This window comes from Streptomyces sp. NPDC048506 (assembly GCF_040651315.1).
In the GTDB taxonomy this organism is placed as follows: Bacteria; Actinomycetota; Actinomycetes; order Streptomycetales; family Streptomycetaceae; genus Streptomyces.
On record NZ_JBEZIX010000048.1, the window covers coordinates 65,084 to 84,082 of the forward strand.

The 18,999-nt window shown below is 69.8% G+C and carries 14 protein-coding genes and 3 pseudogenes; 8 read left to right on the forward strand and 9 right to left on the reverse strand.

The features are described 5' to 3' along the window. Positions 1–32: 32 nt before the first annotated feature. Together AB0C96_RS32385 and AB0C96_RS32390 are read right to left on the reverse strand one after the other, a co-directional pair. Positions 33–397: pseudogene (locus AB0C96_RS32385) on the reverse strand (transposase); the annotation flags it as partial. Positions 398–441: 44 nt separating this feature from the next. Then, positions 442–1,044 carry a DUF2867 domain-containing protein gene (locus tag AB0C96_RS32390; RefSeq protein WP_362922387.1) on the reverse strand — a complete coding sequence of 201 codons (603 nt, stop codon included), beginning with the start codon at positions 1,042–1,044 and terminating at the stop codon, positions 442–444. Between the two features lie 95 nt (positions 1,045–1,139). Here AB0C96_RS32390 and AB0C96_RS32395 point away from each other — a divergent pair, with 95 nt between their 5' ends. Further along, positions 1,140–1,700, forward strand: a complete 561-nt coding sequence (locus AB0C96_RS32395; protein WP_362922389.1) for a TetR/AcrR family transcriptional regulator — start codon at positions 1,140–1,142, stop codon at positions 1,698–1,700. A gap of 61 nt (positions 1,701–1,761) precedes the next feature. Here AB0C96_RS32395 and AB0C96_RS32400 read toward each other — a convergent pair whose 3' ends face one another. Beyond that, positions 1,762–1,905: a hypothetical protein gene (locus AB0C96_RS32400; RefSeq protein ID WP_362922391.1), complete on the reverse strand. Its 144-nt coding sequence runs from the start codon at positions 1,903–1,905 to the stop codon at positions 1,762–1,764. A 314-nt stretch (positions 1,906–2,219) separates the two neighbouring features. Next, positions 2,220–2,528 (reverse strand): hypothetical protein, encoded by a 309-nt coding sequence (locus AB0C96_RS32405; RefSeq protein WP_362922393.1) that lies wholly within the window; start codon positions 2,526–2,528, stop codon positions 2,220–2,222. Positions 2,529–2,865: 337 nt separating this feature from the next. Between AB0C96_RS32405 and AB0C96_RS32410 the strand changes: the two genes are divergently transcribed. Both AB0C96_RS32410 and AB0C96_RS32415 read left to right on the forward strand, forming a co-directional pair. Beyond that, positions 2,866–6,777 carry a Pls/PosA family non-ribosomal peptide synthetase gene (locus AB0C96_RS32410; RefSeq protein WP_362922394.1) on the forward strand — a complete coding sequence of 1,304 codons (3,912 nt, stop codon included), beginning with the start codon at positions 2,866–2,868 and terminating at the stop codon, positions 6,775–6,777. 52 nt (positions 6,778–6,829) lie between these two features. Continuing rightward, positions 6,830–8,227 carry a M1 family metallopeptidase gene (locus AB0C96_RS32415; RefSeq protein ID WP_362922396.1) on the forward strand — a complete coding sequence of 466 codons (1,398 nt, stop codon included), beginning with the start codon at positions 6,830–6,832 and terminating at the stop codon, positions 8,225–8,227. 170 nt (positions 8,228–8,397) lie between these two features. Here the strand turns inward: AB0C96_RS32415 and AB0C96_RS32420 are convergent, their stop codons facing one another. Together AB0C96_RS32420 and AB0C96_RS32425 are read right to left on the reverse strand one after the other, a co-directional pair. Beyond that, on the reverse strand, positions 8,398–8,691 hold the full coding sequence (locus AB0C96_RS32420; protein WP_362922398.1) for a hypothetical protein: 294 nt from the start codon (positions 8,689–8,691) through the stop codon (positions 8,398–8,400). Between the two features lie 160 nt (positions 8,692–8,851). Beyond that, entirely contained in the window at positions 8,852–9,328 is a 477-nt protein-coding gene (locus AB0C96_RS32425; protein ID WP_362922399.1) for a serine hydrolase domain-containing protein, read from the reverse strand. Here AB0C96_RS32425 and AB0C96_RS32430 point away from each other — a divergent pair. Continuing rightward, positions 9,305–9,917, forward strand: a pseudogene (locus AB0C96_RS32430) (transposase family protein). The gene AB0C96_RS32425 and the pseudogene AB0C96_RS32430 sit on opposite strands and share 24 nt — an antisense overlap. An 81-nt stretch (positions 9,918–9,998) precedes the next feature. Here AB0C96_RS32430 and AB0C96_RS32435 read toward each other — a convergent pair. Beyond that, positions 9,999–10,190: pseudogene (locus tag AB0C96_RS32435) on the reverse strand (IS5/IS1182 family transposase); the annotation flags it as partial. A gap of 639 nt (positions 10,191–10,829) precedes the next feature. Between AB0C96_RS32435 and AB0C96_RS32440 the strand changes: the two are divergent. Together AB0C96_RS32440 and AB0C96_RS32445 are read left to right on the forward strand one after the other, a co-directional pair. Then, positions 10,830–13,265 carry an SdrD B-like domain-containing protein gene (locus AB0C96_RS32440; protein WP_362922400.1) on the forward strand — a complete coding sequence of 812 codons (2,436 nt, stop codon included), beginning with the start codon at positions 10,830–10,832 and terminating at the stop codon, positions 13,263–13,265. Positions 13,266–13,573: 308 nt separating this feature from the next. After that, the gene (locus AB0C96_RS32445) at positions 13,574–14,254 is read left to right on the forward strand and encodes a hypothetical protein (RefSeq protein WP_362922412.1); all 681 of its coding nucleotides are present in this window, start codon (positions 13,574–13,576) and stop codon (positions 14,252–14,254) included. A 7-nt stretch (positions 14,255–14,261) separates the two neighbouring features. On the opposite strand, the gene AB0C96_RS32450 is transcribed toward AB0C96_RS32445, so the two are convergent. Continuing rightward, on the reverse strand, positions 14,262–15,599 hold the full coding sequence (locus AB0C96_RS32450; protein ID WP_362922402.1) for a right-handed parallel beta-helix repeat-containing protein: 1,338 nt from the start codon (positions 15,597–15,599) through the stop codon (positions 14,262–14,264). An 87-nt stretch (positions 15,600–15,686) separates the two neighbouring features. Between AB0C96_RS32450 and AB0C96_RS32455 the strand changes: the two genes are divergently transcribed. Beyond that, positions 15,687–16,844: a Dyp-type peroxidase gene (locus tag AB0C96_RS32455; RefSeq protein WP_362922404.1), complete on the forward strand. Its 1,158-nt coding sequence runs from the start codon at positions 15,687–15,689 to the stop codon at positions 16,842–16,844. A gap of 393 nt (positions 16,845–17,237) precedes the next feature. On the opposite strand, the gene AB0C96_RS32460 is transcribed toward AB0C96_RS32455, so the two are convergent. Continuing rightward, on the reverse strand, positions 17,238–17,501 hold the full coding sequence (locus tag AB0C96_RS32460; protein ID WP_362922406.1) for a hypothetical protein: 264 nt from the start codon (positions 17,499–17,501) through the stop codon (positions 17,238–17,240). 433 nt (positions 17,502–17,934) lie between these two features. Here AB0C96_RS32460 and AB0C96_RS32465 point away from each other — a divergent pair, with 433 nt between their 5' ends. Then, positions 17,935–18,888 carry a nitroreductase/quinone reductase family protein gene (locus AB0C96_RS32465; RefSeq protein ID WP_362922408.1) on the forward strand — a complete coding sequence of 318 codons (954 nt, stop codon included), beginning with the start codon at positions 17,935–17,937 and terminating at the stop codon, positions 18,886–18,888. The last annotated feature ends 111 nt before the right edge of the window (positions 18,889–18,999 follow it).

Consider the following 18,999-nt stretch of genomic DNA (forward strand, 5'->3'; position numbering starts at 1 on the left):
GTGCCGAGGAGCGCCGGGGTGTCGGCAGCGGCGGGCCGTTCCCAGGGGCGGTGGAGGCCTTCGGCAAGGGGGCGGGCGAGGCGGAGTTGGGTGTGGGCGGCGATGATCGGCCAGGTCCATGGGTCGGCGGTCTGGGGGCGCGGACCTTCGGCACGGTCCAGCCCAGGGGCTGTTTGAACAGTCGGAGGGTATGTTCCAGGTCGAATCTGCGGAGGAACGCCTGCCAGCGCAGGTCGACATCCTGGCCGGTCATGCCGGTGCACGAGGACCACAGCCACGCCGGCTTCGGATCACGGTCGCCAGGTAGGTGCTCGACCTTCAGCCGGATCAATGTGCCGTGAATCAGGGCGAGTTCGCCGCAGTGGTCGAGCCAGGGGCTGCGGGAGGTCAGGCGGGGGGTGCATCTGGTCCCGGGCGAACACTTCGGCCAGACGGAGCCGGTCAGTGCACGCTCCGCCCGGCGGCGTTCGCCTGCCACTCGCGGCCGATGGAGCGCAACAGCGCCGGGTACACCCCGATGTACCGGAAGGGCTTGATGGCGGCCATGTAGAGGGTGCCGAACAGCCCGTTCGGCTTCACCAGGACGGCCATCTGGCCGCGGTAGCCGCCGGACCCGTCCGGGACCCAGCCGATGTGCATCACCGCGTGCACGGTCTTGTTGCCCATCTCGGCGGCCCACTCGTCGTCCCTCTGATAGAGGGAGGTGAACGGGGACGAGCCGAGGTCGGGACCCTGGGGGCCCTCGCGAAGGTCCGCCGGCAACCGGTCCCGCAGGGAAGGCACTCGGGTGCTGATGCCGGTACCGGACTTGTCCCAGCCGAGCAGTGCTCCGAGCTTCCAGCGGACGGCGAAGAGCACGCGGGAGACGGGGCCTTCTCCGTTCACCCCGCTCCTGATTCCTTCGGCGATCTGGCGCACCAGCCACAGAAGGTCGTCGGGTCCGCCGGGGGTGGGCAGTGCCCAGACGTCCTCGACCGTGAAGTCGTCGGCGATCTTGTGGATCCGCCAGGGGCGGTCGGTGTGGGCGGTTCGGGGAAGTCGCATCAGCAGGCCCCTATCTATACGGTGGCGTATATTTCCAGCATAGAACCCTCTATACGCCCCCGTATACTCGGGGGAGACGTGAGGAGGCACACATCATGGGCGCGACCCGTACGCCACGCGGCAAGTGGATCGAGGAAGGCTTGCGGGCACTGGTCGCAGGCGGCCCCGAAGCCGTCCGGATCGAGGCACTGGCGCAGGCACTCGGCGTCAGCAAGGGTGGCTTCTACGGGTACTTCCGCAACCGGGGTGCGCTGCTCACCGAAATGCTCGACACCTGGGAGTACGAGGTCGCCGAGAGTGTGATCGAGCAGGTTGAGAGCGGCGGGGGAGATGCCAGGGCCAGACTGGAGCGGCTGTTCGCCATCGTCGCCGCTGCCACCGAAGGGCCGGTGCGGGGCACCACCGCCGACATGGCGATCCGCGACTGGGCCCGCCGCGACGCGGCCGTCGCCGAGCGCCTGCGCCGCGTCGACAACCGCCGTATGGACTATCTGCGTTCCCTGTTCTCCTCCTTCTGCCCCGACGAGGACGAGGTCGAGGTCCGCTGCCTGCTCGCCGTCTCGGTGCGCATCGGCAACCACTTCAACGCCGCCGACAACGGCAAGCGCAGCCGCGCGGAAGTGATGGAGTTGATCAGGCAGCGGCTGCTGGAGTAGCCACCCCCGCCATCGTCACCAGCACCTGGCGTCACCCTCACCTGGCTCAACGTGCGCTTGGTCAACGCAGCGCCCTGGTCGAGCCGGGTTCGCCCGGCTCTTCCAACGCTTCGGGCGCCACCTCAACTACCGCGGCCGCCAAGCCGTGGACGCCGAGATCAAGCTCCTCGCCACGGTCCACAATCTCAACCAACTGATCAAGCACGCCTCCAAGAGGGGCTGTTGACGTCCACCGAGCAGGAACTCTGCGACAGCCTCCCGCCCGTGCGAACGCCCGCCCGATCTGTGGGATGGCCGATTGCGACATTCCGTGGTCGCGGCCATCGGCTTGGTCGCCCAGTGGGTTCTCGAAGGCCGACCGGCATCCTCCGCGTGATGCCTGCGGACGAGTCGGGGAACGGCTGGATGGTGTCGCGCAGCACGCCGGGTGGGACGCGGTCGCCAATCACCGGCGTGGTTTCCGCACGTGCGGGTGGGGCGCCCCTGGGTTCCCCGGCCCCGCTCGCCGTTGCCGAGTGCTCACCGGGATGTACTGCCGGACAGCAGGGTGATCGTGGCATGCGCGGCGTCCGAGTCGCCGTCGTAGGTGCACGTGAGCAGCCCGACCTCGCCGAGCTGCGCCAAGGCCGCGGTGAGGGCCTCAGGGGACGTGCGCAAGGCGAGTGCGGCGGGGTGCACGGGGAGAGTGATGATGTGCGCCGTGGTGCGTCCCAGCGCGGGGGCGGCGGTGGCGAGCTCCGCAAGGAACGCGGCCAGCGGCCCCCCTTCGAGGGCCGAGTGGGCCTTCGCCACCCACGGAGCCAGCCAGTCGTGGGCCAACAGCGTCACCGGTACCGCTCCTTATCAGTGGGGATTGAGAGCAGCGTGGGCCAGAGGCCCGACGCGACGCACCGCGCGGGCGCCCGAACGGGTGACCCGCCTGCGGTCCGCCGAGAGGAAGCCGTAAGCGCCCACAGAGGGAGAACAACCCGTTTGCCACTAATCCTCGCTGGGTGTCACGGGATGCCGGATATTCGCATGGAGAGGGCGAGTGAGCCCTGCGGGCAATTCCCGTGGTCCGTGCCTGCCGGGGCGGAGGCATGCGGCATGCGGCACGAGGTGCATGCCACCCGGTCCCCCGCCCCGGCCCCGGCGGTGGAAGGGGGGAACGAAGGACGAGGAACACATGGTTGAGCTGGTGTCGGGGCGCATGGTGCGGGAGCACAACCCTGGCGGTGAACGCGCCGACGGCCCTCCCGCTGTGTTCGGCGGACGCACGGCTCCCGCTGCGCGGACGCTCCTGGACATCCTGGACGTCACCGTCCTGCTCCATCCGCACGAGCCGGCTCTGGACGACGGACGGACCTCGCTGAGCTACCAGGAGCTCGCCAGCGAGGTTGATGCGCTGCGGCGTCGGCTGGCGTCAGCCGGGATCGGAGTGGGCGACCGCGTCGGTGTGCGCCTGCCGTCCGGCACCAATGACCTCTACGTCTGCATTCTGGCGGTGCTCGCCGCGGGTGCGGCGTACGTACCGGTGGACGCGGAGGACCCGGACGAACGGGCGGATCTGGTGTTCGGTGAGGCGGCGGTGAGCGCCGTCCTGGAAGGCGGACGGCGTCTCAGCATGACGGGCGGCCGCACCACCGGCCCTCAGCGCCGCCCTGGTCCCGCGGATGACGCCTGGATCATCTTCACTTCCGGTTCCACCGGCGGCCCCAAGGGCGTCGCCGTCACCCACCGCAACGCGGCGGCCTTCGTCGACGCCGAGGCGGAGCTCTTCCTCCAGGCGGAGCCGATCGGCCCGGGTGACCGGGTGATGGCGGGTCTCTCGGTCGCCTTCGACGCCTCCTGCGAGGAGATGTGGCTCGCCTGGCGGCACGGCGCCTGTCTGGTTCCCGTGCCTCGTTCCCAGGTGCGTGACGGAGCCGGTCTCGGCCTGTGGCTCGCCGAGCAGGACATCACGGTCGTGTCCACGGTCCCCACACTCGCCGCCTTGTGGCCGACCGAGGCGCTCAACGAGGTGCGGCTGCTGGTCTTCGGTGGTGAGCCGTGTCCGCCCGAGTTGGTGGAGCGGTTGGTCACCGAGGGGCGGGAGGTCTGGAACACCTACGGTCCGACCGAGGCGACCGTGGTGACCTGTGCCTCGCTGCTGACCGGCAAAGGACCGGTCAGGATCGGCCTGCCGTTGGACGGCTGGGACCTGGCCGTGGTGGACCAGGCCGGTGCACCGGTCGCCATGGGCGGCAGCGGTGAACTGGTCATCGGCGGGGCCGGACTGGCACGTTACCTGGACCGCGACAAGGACGCCGAGAAATACGGTCCGCTGCCGTCACTCGGCTGGCTCCGGGCCTACCGCAGCGGTGATCTCGTACGGGCCGAGCCCGACGGTCTGGTCTTCCTGGGACGGGACGACGAACAGGTCAAGCTCGGTGGCCGGCGCATCGAACTCGGTGAGGTGGACGCGGCCCTCCAGGCGCTGCCCGGCGTGAGCGGTGCCGCGGCCGCCGTCCGGACCGCGCGCGGCGGCAACCCCCTGTTGGTCGGCTATGTGCTGGTCCAGGACGGCTGGGACCGGAGGAAGGCCGTCGAGCGGCTCCGCGCCCAACTGCCCTCCGCCCTGGTGCCGTTGCTCGCCCCCGTCGATGCCTTGCCCACCCGTACCTCCGGCAAGGTGGACCGGGCCGCGCTACCCTGGCCGCTGCCGTGGACGGCAGTGCCCGATCCCGGCGCTCCGGGTTCGGCCGGGCAGCTCACCGGCACCGAGGCGTGGCTGGCCGAGCAGTGGCGCGAGATCCTCGGTGTGCCGGTCGTCGACGCCCGGGACGACTTCTTCGCGATCGGCGGCGGCAGCCTCGCCGCCGCCCAGCTCGCCACCCTGCTCCGTGACCGCTACCCGGCCACCGCCGTCCGCGACATCTACCGGCAGCCCACCTTGCGCAAGTTGGCCCGGCTGCTGGAGCGTTCCTCACGGGACGAGCGCGACGACACGCGCCGGGTGACCCCCGTCCCGGCCGCTGCCGGCATCGTGCAACTGATGCTGTTGCTGCCGCTCTTCACGTTGGCCGGGCTGCGATGGACGCTCGGGCTGTTGGCTCTGGGCAATGTCCTGGCGTGGTGCGGCGGCTATCCGTGGGCGCCGACGGCCTCTTGGTGGTGGGTGGCAGCCGGCGGCCTGCTGTTCTTCAGCCCGCCAGGCAGGCTGGCGATGGCAGCCGGTGGGGCGCGGCTGCTGCTCCGGGGGCTGCGGCCGGGCAGCTACCCCCGCGGCGGAAGCGTACATCTGCGGCTGTGGACCGCGGAGCGGCTCGCGGAGTTGAGCGGGGCCGCCTGCCTGTCCGGGGCGTGGCTGGTCCGATACGGCCGTGCACTGGGCGCCCGTATCGGGCCGGATGTCGATCTGCACTCGCTGCCGCCGGTCACGGGGATGCTCAAGCTGGGCCGGGGGTGTGCCGTCGAACCGGAGGTGGACCTGTCCGGCTACTGGCTGGACGGGGACCGGCTGGAGGTCGGCCCGGTGAAGGTCGGCTCCGGCGCAGTGGTCGGTGTCCGCAGCACTCTCTTCCCTGGCTCCCGTGTGGGCAAGCGGGCTCAGGTCGCTCCCGGCTCCTGCGTCACTGCCAGGGTGCCGACCGGCCAGAGCTGGGGCGGTGCGCCCGCCGTCAAACTGGGCAAGGCCGAACAGCGGTGGCCCGAGCGGCGTCCCCCACGCCGGGCCCGTTGGGCGGCGCTCTACGGAGTGAGCGGCCCGGCGCTCGGACTGCTGCGCCTGCTGGCCGCGGTCCCGGCACTGGTGGTGGCGGGCTGCTTCGTCCGTGCCGGGGACGGTCTGGGCGACGCCGTACGCGGAGCGCTCATCGCGCTCGTGCCCGCCACCTTGGCCTTCGGACTGTCGTACACCGCCCTGCTGATCGTCGCTGTCCGGTCGCTGAGCCGTGGCCTGCACCCCGGCTGGTATCCGCTGCACGGCCGGATCGGCTGGCAGGCCTGGACCGTCAGCCAGCTCATGGACCTGGCCCGTGACACGCTCTTTCCGCTCTATGCCGGCCTCATCACGCCTGTCTGGCTGCGCACACTGGGAATGAAGGTCGGCAGGCGCGTCGAGGTCTCCACGGTGCTTGCGCTGCCCAGTCTCACCACGGTTCGCGACGGCGCCTTTCTGGCCGATGACACCCTGGTCGCCCCGTACGAGCTGGGGGGCGGGTGGCTTCGGATCGGCGCGGCCGAGATCGGCGAGCGGGCCTTTCTCGGCAACTCCGGCATGACCGCGCCGGGGCGTGCCGTCCCGACGCGAGGCCTGGTGGGGGTGCTGTCAGCTACTCCGGAGAAGGCGAAGAAGGACAGCTCGTACCTTGGTATGCCGCCCATGCGTCTGCCGCGCTCGGCCTACATCGGGGACCGCCGCCTGACCTACGATCCACCGACCCGGCTGCTCTGGGCCCGAGGACTGGTCGAAGGGTGCCGGCTGGTGCCGGTGCTGGTCTCCGCCGCCCTTGCCCTGCTGGCGGCGGCCGCGCTGGCGCACGTGGCCGAACACTGCTCGCCGGCGGTGGCGGCGCTGCTGTCCGGCCTGGTGCTGCTGTCCGCGGGGGTCGTCGCCTGTGGGGTGTCCATCGCTGCCAAGTGGCTGCTGGTGGGCCGGTTCCGCCCGGCGGAGCACCCTCTCTGGAGCGGCTTCGTATGGCGTACGGAGCTGGCCGACACCTTCGTCGAGGTGCTGGCCGTGCCGTGGCTGGTCGGTCCGGTGCCGGGCACGCCGCTGATGAATCTCTGGCTGCGGGCTCTGGGAGCCACCGTCGGCCGGGGTGTGTGGTGCGAAACGTACTGGCTGCCGGAAGCCGACCTGGTCACCCTGGAAGGCGGGGTGAGCGTCAACCGGGGCTGTGTGCTGCAGACCCACCTCTTTCACGACCGCATCATCCGGACGAACACCGTGGTTCTCCGCGAGGGCGCCACGCTCGGCCCCGGTGGCATCGTGTTGCCCGGCAGCACCCTCGGGGCGCGCAGCACGCTCGGGCCGGCGTCGCTGGCCATGGGCGCGGAAACCGTCCCGGACGACACCCGGTGGCTGGGCAATCCGATCGCGGCCTGGCGAGAATGAGGCAGGCGACGATGGGCCGTCAGCCCACTGATGCCAGGAGGGAGGGAGACTGTTGAATCACCAGCCGGTCTCTGCTCCCGGTACGGACCCGTACTTCCCGGATCACGGGGATACCCGCTACCGGGTCCACCACTACGAGCTCGACCTGGACTACCGGCCCGTGTCCAATCGGCTCAGCGGCTCGGCCCGGCTCAGCGCGCTGGCAGGCCCCGCGCCACTGGAGGACATCGCACTCGACCTGGCCGCATTCAGAATTCAGCGGGTGCTGCTGGACGGCCGGACCGTGCGCTACACCCACCGGGCGGGCAAGCTGCGGATCCGCCCGGCGGAGGCGCTCGCCCCGGGCGCAGGCTTCACCGTCGAGGTGCGTTACACCGGCAACCCTCAGCCGATGGGCAGCCCGTGGGGCGGCCTGGGCTGGGAGGAGCTGACCGACGGTGCGCTGGTGGCCAGCCAGCCGGTCGGTGCACCATCCTGGTATCCCTGTAACGACCGGCCGGCCGACAAGGCGTCGTACCGGGTATCGATCACCTCACCGTCCCCGTACACCGCGGTCGTCGGCGGCCGGCTGGTCACCCGTACTACCCGGGCGAGCAGCACCACCTGGGTGTACGAGCAGCCGGCCCCCACCTCCACCTACCTGGTGACCGTCTCCCTCGGCAAGTACATGGCCGTGCCGCTCACAAGCCCGGTCCCGGCGGAGGGACGGCACCCGCTGGTGCCGCAGATCGCCTACCTGCCCGCACGACTGCTGCCCGAGTTCACCGAGGACTTCGCCCGGCAGACCCGCATGATGCAGTTCTTCGAGGAGGTGTTCGGGCCGTATCCCTTCGGTGAGTACACGGTCGTGGTCGCCGACGAGGAACTGGACATACCGGTGGAGGCCCAGGGCATGGCCACCTTCGGCACCAACCACGTCGACGGCGCACGCACCTCGGAACGCCTGATCGCCCATGAACTGGCCCACCAGTGGTTCGGCAACAGCGTCTCGGTCGCCGACTGGCAGCACATCTGGCTCAACGAGGGCTTCGCCAAGTACGCGGAGTGGCTGTGGTCGGAGCACGCGGGAGGACGAACGGCAGCTGCCCATGCCGCGGCCGCGCACCAGCTGCTGGCGGCGCTTCCGCAGGATCTGCGGCCGGCCGACCCGAGCAAGGAGCTGATGTTCGATGATCGGCTCTATGAGCGGGGAGGGCTGACGATCCACGCGCTGCGCTGCGCCCTGGGCGAGGACGCCTTCTTCCCCATGCTCAAGGACTGGACCAGGAGACATCGCCACGGCACGGTGAGCACCACCGACTTCACCACGCACGCCCAGCAGTACGCAGTCGGCCCCCTCGACGGACTCTTCGACGCCTGGCTGCGGGAGCCCTCCCTGCCCCCACTGCCGCGCCCCACAGGACCACACTCTCCCGCAAACCGACAGGTCAAGCCACTCTCGCAAGACTGACCGCGACGCCGTGACGTCGGCACGACGCCACGCGCCAGTCGACGCCGTGACGTCGGGCGCGCCTGGCCGGCGACGAGTTCCGGCAGCCTTCACATCCGTTCCTCGGTGACGACACCGAGACGAGGGCCGTCGGCTGGGCAGGACCGGGGCGGCCCAGCCGACGGCCCGGCTCACCGCCACCGAGGACGGTGGTCGTGATGAGTGTCGACCGGGGCGCAGCGCTCCACCTCGATCCACTCCCGGACCGTTTGAGGCGGCAGTTGGGCGTCCTCGGCTATGACACGCGATGAAACCTCGGCGTGGGAGGCGGTGAGCACCGCATGGCGCAGGTCAGAGGCGCGGGCGGCGAGGTCGGCGCGGAAGGCTTCGGCGGAGGCCGCCGTCAGGGCGGTTGCTTCTTCGGTGAGTCGGTGCGCGGCCTGCCGTACGGCTCGCCGCTCCGGACGCAGGGTGGCGGTGTTCATGCCACGGCCTCCCGTTCGGCTTCGATGGGGGTGGCGTCCAGGTGCCAGTGCATCGCCGGCGCTGGAGATCCAGGAGGGGTTCTGGCGGGTGACGTCGATGACCATCCACTGCCCGGCGTCCTCATACCGATGGTAGCCGTGGGCGTGCGGCCCGGGGATGTCAGTCCGGGTGCCCGGAACCATGGTCGTGCAGGTGGAGCGGCCGCAGGATCCGCCGCTTCACCGGCGCGAACTTCGCCGGCTTGGACAATGCCAGCCGTACCAGCTCTTCGGGCTGGTAGGTGTAGATCCGCTTGTCCACCCACTCCTTGCCCTGCCACGGGATCCCCGGCACGTACGTCCCGTCGTCGTAGACCTCGCCGCCGGCGAAGTCGAACAACCCGCTGGTGTGCTGCGACAGCATCCGCACCGTGATCCGCCGGTCGAGCTTGAACTCGGTCAGGTGGTCGGCTACCGGCCCGTCCAGCCTGACCGTGCCGTCGGCCGCCAGTTGCAGCATCAGGGTCGCGACGAAGTTCTTGGTGGTGCTGCCGATCCGGTAGCGGCCGTTCGTCGGTGGCTTGGCACTCTGGCCCAGCTTGCGCACCCCGGCGCTGCCAACCCATTCGCACCGTTGATCGTTCACGCGCATCTGCATCCCGGCGTAACCGGCTTCGACGAGGGCCTGTTGCGGGTGGTGCGGAAGCGTGGTGGCGACGGGCCCGGAGATGGTCGGCCGTGGTGTCTGCCGCTGGCCGAGCGGGTGGTTCTGGTGGCCGTGTACCACCGCACCAACCTCACGATGCGGCAGCTCGCCCCGCTCTTCGGGATCTCGCCGGCTACCGTCTGCCGGGTCATCCAGCGGCTCGGGCCGTTGCTCGCGCTGGAGCCGGCCCCGCGGCCCGTCGCCGATGTCGAGCGGTTGTGGATTGTGGACGGCACCCTCATCCCCGTCCGCGACCGCACGGTGGGTGCCTCGTCGCGCAACCACCGGTTCTCCGCGAACGTGCAGGTCGTCATCGATGCCGACACCCGCCTGGTCGTTGCCACCGCCCGTCCGGCACCCGGCAACAAAGCCGACGCCCATGTCTGGCGAGCCTCCGGCCTGCCCGCCCACTGCGAACACCACCGTCATCGCCGACGGCATACCTGGGTACCTCCTCCGCGACTGCCGTCAGAAAGGATCCGGCCTCCACCACGCCGTCCAAGCAGTCGCCACCATGCGCAACCTCGCCCACTCGGGGTGAACAAGCAGGTCAGACAGCACTCCGACCTGCCCCCACCCACCCTTCTGCAACACCCTCTAGCTAGGGCGTGTATTCGGCCTTGTGCCTGCGCTTGTACATTTCGCGGTCGAAACCGGGTGACCGGCCGCCCGCCGAGCCCCGACGGAGACGGTGTCCGGCCTGGTCCCGTTTCTCCGGGACGGTGTGCGGGATCTGCCGTCGGCGCAGAAACTCGCGGATCGCCCGGGACGAGTACGCCCGGTCGGCCAGGACGCGGGCCGGCCGGGTGCGCGGGCTGCTCTCCGGATCCGGATACCAGTTATCACGGCACGTCAATCGTGCAGCAGGTGAACCGGACCAATCTCGACTACGCAACGCCCTTGTGTGACGAGCACGTCCCAGACGGCCATCCGGACGGCACGGAATCGGCGGGACCAGATTAAGCCATCACTTCACTGTCGCACATTCTTCCGGTCGAAGGTTCTGCCGGTGACGCGAGGCTCCAGGGGATAAGATATCGCGCGCTGCGCGCGATGGCGGTCGGTGAGGTCGGGGTGGGGGCGAAGGCGCCGTGATTGAGCTGCAAAAACACGCAACCGAGGGCGGTCCGGCCCGAAGTCATGAACGCGTGTTTGCTTTTCCTGGCCCGCGGCGCTTACAACTCACCAACAATATCCTCATGTGATCACCATAAAGCGGTCCACGCAACGGCAGTGGGCCCTTTTCCTTCCGTGGCGTTCGCGACCGGCGTCCGCGCCTGGGGTCACGAAGTGGACGTGCAGCAAGAAGCGGGTGCTTCGTTTTCACGACAAGAGAAGTGTGGAGTGTGATGCCATGAACCGACTCGGCAGAGACTCGCGCCGGTTAGCCTGGAGGCTTGTTGAGCCGCCGGCGCGCATCGCGTTATCTGTTCTTTTGCTGGCAGGCGGCGCCGTGGGAGCGACGGCTGGACCGGCCGCCGCTTCGACCGCCGACGGCACGCTGACGGTTGAGGTGCTGCGCGACTTCTTCGGCACCGGCGTGATCAACGCGACGATGGACGTGCCGCAGCGGGGCATGAAGGTGCAGATCTCCGACCCCGCTGGGCACGTTGTCACCGGCGTCACGGATGCCACCGGAAAGGTCGTGGTGTCGCGGTCGACCGTACTGAGCGGCGGCCAGTACCGCGTCGACGTCAGCATCCCGGCGCCGTACAGCGGCTATCTACAGGCGGCGCCTGCGTCGACAGCGGGGAACCACTTCGACAGCTTCACGTCGTTCGTGGATGTGTCGGGCGGAAAGAACGCCTCGGTGGTGACGGGGGTGTGGGATCCGGCCGACTACGCGCTGCCGGATTCGCGGTACTTCGTGCCGATCCACAACGGTGCCAACGGGACCGACAACCGGGCGTTGGTGGCGTTCGGGACGAAGACCCGGGGCACCTGTCCCACCGATGTGGCGTGCCCGACGACGCTGGCCACGCAGGACCAGCTGGGCACGACGTTCGGGTTGGCGTACGACAAGGACCGGACCCGGCTGTTCCAGAGCGCGTTCGCCCGCCGGTACGCCCCGTACGGGCCGCAGGGCGGGGGCGCGATCTACACGGTGCCGGTCAACGGCACGGGGGCGCCGGAGCTGTTCGCGCCGGTGCCGGATGCCGCAGTGACGCGGCACGAGACCGCCAACATGATCAAGGATCCCGGGTTCACCGACGCGCCGGGCAAGGAGAGCATCGGCGGCCTGGCCCTGTCGGAGGACGGCTCCACGCTGTACGCGGTGAACCTGCGGACCCGCAGCCTGGTGAGCTTCGACGCGACAGGGGCCACCGCCGCTGCGCCCGAGTCGACGGTCCCGATCCCGGACCCGGGGTGCGCGAGCCCCGACGACTGGCGGCCGTTCGGTCTCCAGGTCCACAACAACACGCTGTACGTCGGCGGCGTGTGCAGCGCGGAGAGCACGCAGCAGCGCGCGGATCTGAAAGCCTTCGTCTCCACCTACGACGGCAAGCGGTTCACCACGGTGCTGAGCCACCCGCTCACGGACGAACGCGGCAGCGTCTTCGGTTCCGGCGACAAGGCCACCCACTGGAATCCGTGGAACACCAGCCTGGACACGTGGGACGACCGGAAGACGGGCAACGTCTTCATCGATCCGCAGCCGGAGCTGGCCTCCCTCGCCTTCGCCCGCAACGGCTCGATGATCCTGGGTTTCCGCGACCGGTTCATGGACGTGCTCAGTTGGGGAGGGCTGGACCCCCGCCCGGGGAACGACACGGCAGAAAACGGCATGTCCGGTGGTGACATCACCATGGTCTGCGCCACTCCCACCGGTGAATACCAGTGGGAAGGCACCGGGAGCTGCCCCAACCACGCCACCCCCGCCAACAATGGCGGCCAGGCCGCCGATGTCGTCGAATACTTCCCGGGCGACTTCTACGCCAACGCACACCAGGAGACCGCGCTGGGGTCGGTGGCCTATATCCCGCAGCAGCAGTGGGTCGTCAGCACGGAGTTCGACCCGGTCGTCAACGTCGCAACCTCAGGGACCGGGTACCACAACATCACGACCGGTCAGGGCCCGGGCAACAACCCGACCGCCAACGGGTTCCAGTTCGTCAGCCGGGAACAAGGCGGGTTCGGTAAGGCCGGCGGGCTCGGTGACATCGCGTACGCGGCGGCGAACGCGCCGATCCAGATCGGCAACGTCGTGTGGTTCGACGGGGACCACAACGGGATCCAGGACCCGGGGCATGTGCTGCTGCCGGGGGCGACGATCAACCTGCTGGACGCGGACGGCAAACAGGTCGCCACGACCAGGACCAATGCCGCCGGCGAGTACTACTTCGGTGGTGTCGGCGCCGCGTACGAACTCACGCCTGGCGCGAAGTACACGGTGCAGTTCGACGTGTGCACCGCGGACACCAGCCAGGTGCCCGAGCAGCCCCCGGCGAGCGAGCTGAGGTTCACGCTCCCGCGGTCCGGTGCCAACCGTGCGCACGACTCCAATGTGACCCCGCCGACCACCGGACCGTTGTGCAACGGCTACGCGCCTGTCACGGCGCCGGACAAGCCGGGCGGGGTCGATCACACGATCGACGCCGGGGTGTACATCCCGAGGGAAACGCCGACCCCGACCCCGACCCCGACCCCGACCCCGACCCCGACGCCGACTCCCACACCCACACCGACTCCGACGCCGCCCGCGGCCTCCACGTCGCCGTCGCCCGCGCCGTCTGCCAACCACCCGGCCCCGGCCGGTGGAGGCGGGGGTTCGCTGGCGAACACCGGTACGCCCGAGCTGGCGAAGATGATCGGCATCGTCGGTCTGCTGGTGGGTGCGGGCCTGGTCATCGCGTTCGTGACCCGGAATCGGCGTGCCCGGCAACACTGAACGAACCGCACAACGGTGATCTGCCCGTCCGCGATCCGGACGGCGCGGACGCAGACCACGTCTCGGCCGGTCCACGTGGGCCGACCTTGGCGTGGTCTGCCACCGGACTGCCGAGTGCCGCCGCGAGCCCGCGGCGGCCGGACGGTGTGGTGATCGAAAGGATGAGCCGGAGAGTGTCACCCTCGAACCGCGTGCGGAGCGTGAGAATCCGGCAAGCCCCACCGGGTCGTCCGGCTGACCGGCGCCGATGGCCGCGGTCGCGCCGGGCCGCGGCCGTCATCGGCATCGCGGCCGTCGCGATGGCCGCGGTGGCCGCGTTCCTGGTCGCCGACGGCGGCTCCGGTGCCGACGGTCCGCGCCCGCTGACGACGGATGAGGCGAGCCGGCTGGCGATCACGCGATTCCGTAACTACCGAGCGCAGGGCCGCGCGGTGACGATCACCGTGCCGGGCACGGTCGGCGGGCTGACCGTCACCGGGTCAGTCGACTATCGGCGCAAGGTCGGTTACGGCGTGGTGCACGGCACCGGGCGCGTCAAGTCCAGCGACGGGCTGATCCAGTGGACGCCAACCTCGGTGCACGTCCGTCCGATGCCGGACGCCCCGGCGCACGCACCCGCGTCGCCACCCCGTTCGGGCTGGTACGACCGTCCGCCGCTGTCGTCCGGCAGCGCGCTGGACACCTCCCTGTCCATCGCGCTCGGTCTCGGTGGCGACCGGCCGGACAACGCCGAACTGCTGTCGCAGAACGGCGCCGCCTGGTGGGGGCGGGAGCAGGTGGACGGGCGCTGGGCGGACGTCATGACCGGGCCGTCCTCCCCTGACCGCTCCGGTACGGCGGGCAACGTGCGCTACTGGATCGGCTCCGACGGCACCATGTACCGGGTCCGCGTCAGCGTGGGTTCGCAGCCGGAGCCGGTAGTCATCGATTTCGACACCCACAAGTACGTTCCGGTCAAGCCGGTACCCGGAACCATCCCGACCCGGTAGCCGCTGTTCAGGACGTCTGTACCCGCGCGTTCGCAGCGAGCAGGTGCGCCGGCGGCAGCCGGATGTCCTCCGTCTTCGGCAGGGCCGGGACGGGCGGGACAGCTGTGGCGCCCGCGGTGGCGGCGTCGGGGAACTGCGGCTGCGGAGCAGGCGCCGCGACCTCGGTGAACGGGATGCCACCGGGTGCCGTCGGCGCCGCCCACGTGCCGGCCGGCGAGGACGGCCCGGCCGGAAGCGGGCAGGCCGCAGTCGTCGCGAGCCGGGCGGGCACGGTGGTGCGCAGATCGTTGCCCCGCAGGCAGTTGCCCCGTCCCCGCGTGGCGGTGGGGAACGTCCAGCCGACGTCGACGCCGTTGCCGGTGAACGTGTTGTGCACGATCTGGTTGCCGACCGGAGGTACGTCGGCGGTCGCGGTGATCACCAGCCCGGCGTTGCGGTTGCCGGCGATGCGGTTGCGGATGAACTGGTTCTCGCTGCCGCCGTCGATGCCGACGCCGATGCCCCACCCGCCGTCGGCCTGCTCCGGGGTGGCCGTCTGCTGGTTGGCGGCGATCAGATTGCCCGCGATGACGGAGTCCTTCTGCGGGAGCAGTTTCTCCTGGTGGTCGGAGTTGGCGGTGAGTCCGACCCGGTTGCCGACCAGGCGGTTGCCGACCACGTACATGTCCTCACTTGCGTTGGTGCCCTCGTAACCGACCGCGTTGAGTTCGGCGACGTTGTCCCGCACCACGATGTTGCAGGGCCTGCACTGGCCGACATAGATCCCCGAGTCGGCGCCGCCCGACGCGTACGAGTGCTCGATAGCACCGTTCTGGGCGGAGAACGCGTAGATGCCGTACAGACCGTTGCGCGTCGAGGTCACGTGGGAGACCAGGAACGACTTCAGGAAGGTGACGGGCTCGTCGCCGGTGTCGTAACCGCCGCTTCCCCCCGGCAGGCCGGCGGCCGCCTTCGCCGAACCGGTGACCAGGACCCCGTTCTGCGTGTTGTTCTCCACGGTCAGGTTCTCCACGGCCACCCCGGGCGCCGAGACGACGACGCCGTTCGGCTGCTGGAGCCGCCCGTCGATGACGACCTTGTCCCGGGACAAACCGCGAAGAGTGATGCGCGCCGTGTCGATCTTCACCGACTCGTGGTACACGCCCGGCGCGACCAGCACCAGGTCACCGGGCCGAGCCAAGGACACCGCATCCGAGATCGTCGGGGCATCGGCAGGTACTCGGATCGTCACATGCGCACCGGCCGGACGCCGGCCTTTGCCCGATCCGCCATCGCCGCCGCAGCCTGCCACCAGTGTCAGCGTGCCCACTACCGCCGCCAACATGCGAAGGGTTAATCGAGGCATGATCCCAGTCTGGCATGACGCCCAATTCCACGCCAGAATCCCGAGGTTGACCGGCACGCGCGATTCGGGTGTGGCACTCTGCACCCCATGCGCCGAGCCGATCACCACCCGTCACGCCGCACGTTCCTCGATGTCACCGGCGCCATGATGGCCGCCGGTCTGACCGCCGGGTGCACATCGGACTCCGCCCACGCAGGCAGGCACGCCCCTACCCCAGGGGCCACGCCAAAGCCGGTTGCGGCGACGGGCCGCCATCAGGCAGGCATCACGCTTCCTCAGCCGGCCCAGCCCAACCTGCTCGCGGTGGTGGCCGACCTCGGTGCCACCGTGGCTCCCGGCCCGTTACTGGCCGAACTCGGCCAGGCCACGCGCACTCTCACAGCGGGGACCGACACGCGGCTGCTGGGCCTGCCGCCGGGCGACCTCACCGTGACCGTCGGCGTGGGCCCCCGGCTGGTGCGCATGGCCGGTGCCTCGCTGCCCGGCGCGGCCGACCTCCCGCGATTCTCCCGCGAGCGGATCGCCCCGCAAGCACGCGGCGGAGACCTGCTGATACAGATCTGCGCCAGCGACGCGCTGCTCTTACCGGTCGTCGCCGCCGCGCTTCTGGACCAGGCCGGTGACCGCATCCGCGAACGCTGGCGCCAGTCCGCACGCCGCGGTACGAATGTGCCCGTCGGCAACGGCCTTACCACGCCACGCAACCCGCTCGGTTTCATCGATGGCATCGTGGGCCCGCACACGACCGCCGAACAACAACGCGACCTGTGGCTGGTGGGGCCCCCTGCGGTCGCCGGCGGCACCCTTGCCGTACTGCGGCGTATGGAGCTCGACCTGCCGCGGTTCGCCGCCCTGTCCATAGCCGAACAGGAAGCGGTCTTCGGGCGGCGCCGGGCCAGCGGCGTCCCCCTCTCCGGCGGCACCGCCGCCTCGGGCCCGGAACTCGGAGCCAAGACACCAGACGGGCGCTACCTCGTCCCCGCGGACGCCCACGTGCGCAGAGCGCACGCCACCGTGGTCGGGGTCGGGCTCATGCTCCGCCGCTCCTACAGCACCGACGAGCCCGCCCCCGGCCTGCTCTTCATCAGCTTCCAGAACGACCTGCGGACCTTCACCGCCACCCTCACCCACATGGACACCTCCGACGCACTGCTGCCCTTCACGACCACGACTGCCAGCGCGGCATTCCTGATCCTCCCCGGCTTCGACCGGCAACACCCCCTCGGTTCGCGGCTGTTCGGCTGATCACGATCAACTTGAAGGCGGGGAGACCGCGATGCCCCACACTGCCTGTCGATTTGCCTACCCCGACGCACAGCTGACTGTCCTGGCCTCGCCAGTCGCCCGGCCCGCAGGGGCTCGTTCTCGGCCACGCAACGACCGCACCGGGGCCATTGCGGAGGGCGTGGCCCTGCTTGGCGGACACTGCGCGCACACGCCTGACGGCGGAACGCGACCGTGGTCCCACCCAAACGGGAGAGCGCAGAGGCAACCCGCAAGCGTCCCGATTGCGAACACGTCGGTCGCTACCCGGCTGTCGCCCCCGCCGAGTTGCTGTGGCGGGGCACTCGCACCCGTAGCGGCCGACGATAGGTCAGCTCCGCGCCGACTTCCCGCGCTGCCGGACACCCCGACCCATCAGCAGATCCTGGCCGCCCTCGCCGACGGCCGCTCGCCCGGGACCTGTGCCACGGCACCCGCCGGCCCCAGGGCCGGGTCAGCAGAAAACGCCAGCAGGACCACCACGCCGTCCATTGCCACAGTGAGTCCAAGGACATTGAGCACCATCAGCGAGTTGCCGTCCCGGCGCAGCGCACTGCTCTCGGGGATGCCGATACGGCTCCCGGCGACCCAGGGGACCTTGAGTGAGAGGTACGGGAGGCAGGCGGCAATCGCGGTCATCCGCAGCGCAACGCCAACGCCTTGGCGCGAGGAGGGAGCCGGGGCAGGAGACGGGGCGGCGAAAGCGCGGTGGCCCTGGCTCCAGGAATTCGAGCCGGTTGCCCACCGGGTCCTTGGAGTAGAAGCGCGACGAGATTACGCCCAACTCCGGCACGCCGGGCTTCCGGTTGCAACCGCCACGGTGACGTTGCTTGATCAGCGGGGACGGTGTTACAGTCTTACTGAGCCCCGTATGGGCCTACGCATGGAGGTAGCGGCTACTCAGCCATTACAGAGATCGGCACGGTCCGTCTCTCGCAGTTTGTCAATCCCGTTCCTGGGATTGCTGCGCCCATCTTCACTGCGTAGGTATGCGGGGTATTTCTATGTCGATTTCCGGTTGCATGGCATGACGTGGCCCTCCTTCGCGATCAATCGACGCGGAAGGCAGTACATGAGCAAGGAACAGGCCGAGACCTGGGAAGAGCAGGCCGAGACCTCGGCGGGCTTCGACGTCAATGAGTTCCAGCGTCAAGTCATCGCCGAGTTCCGGGCGAACAACGGGAAGATGAGCGGCATGTTCGCGGGCTGGACGCTGGCCGTGCTGACGACCGTCGGAGCCAAGAGCGGCCTGCGCCGGGAGAGCATCCTGGGGTATCTCGAATTCGACGGAAAGGGCATCGTCGTCGCGTCCGCAAATGGCGCCGACAAGCACCCGGCGTGGTACCACAACATCCGCAAGAACCCGGTCGTGACGGTCGAGACGGGCACCGACACCTATCAGGCGATCGCCGCCATCCCGCCGGGCCAGGAGCGCGACAAGCTCTTCGACCGTGTGATCTCCGAGGCGCCCGGCTACGCCGACCACCAGGCCAAGACGACCCGGGAGATCCCGGTCGTCGTACTGCACCGGATCGGCCCCAAGGCCGGCGACGAGCGGGTCAAGGGCATGGGCGACTGGATCGTCGAGGTGCACGACTGGCTGCGCAAGGAGCTCGACACACTCCGCGCCCAGGCAGACCAGGTGATCGAGGGCGGCGCGGACACGATCGAGCGCACGCCGCCGGACCTCGCCCAGCAGATGCGCACCCACTGCCTCAACTTCTGCGGGGCGCTGAAGAAGCATCACGGCGGCGAGGGAATGGCCATGTTCCCGATGCTGGCCACGCAGTTCCCCGCACTCGCTCCGGCGCTGGCGCAGCTCGGCGAGGAGCACAAGGTGGTAGCGCGGCTGCAGGATGACATCCAGCAGCTCGTCGACAGCTTCGTACCCGGTGAAACCGACCCCGTACAGCTGCGCGCCAACCTGGAGCGGCTGGCGCACCAGCTGGAGTCCCACTTCAGATACGAGGAGGAGACGATCGTGACAGCGCTCAACGCCACGGCCCCGGCTCCCAACTTCGGCTGATCATCCACCAGCGCTCCCCCCCCCGTTATCTTCTCCACGGCCCCGCAACGGGGCTCCCGGCCTCCGGGCCCGGCATGACTTCTCCCCCCTGTTGGACCACATGATCCGGGG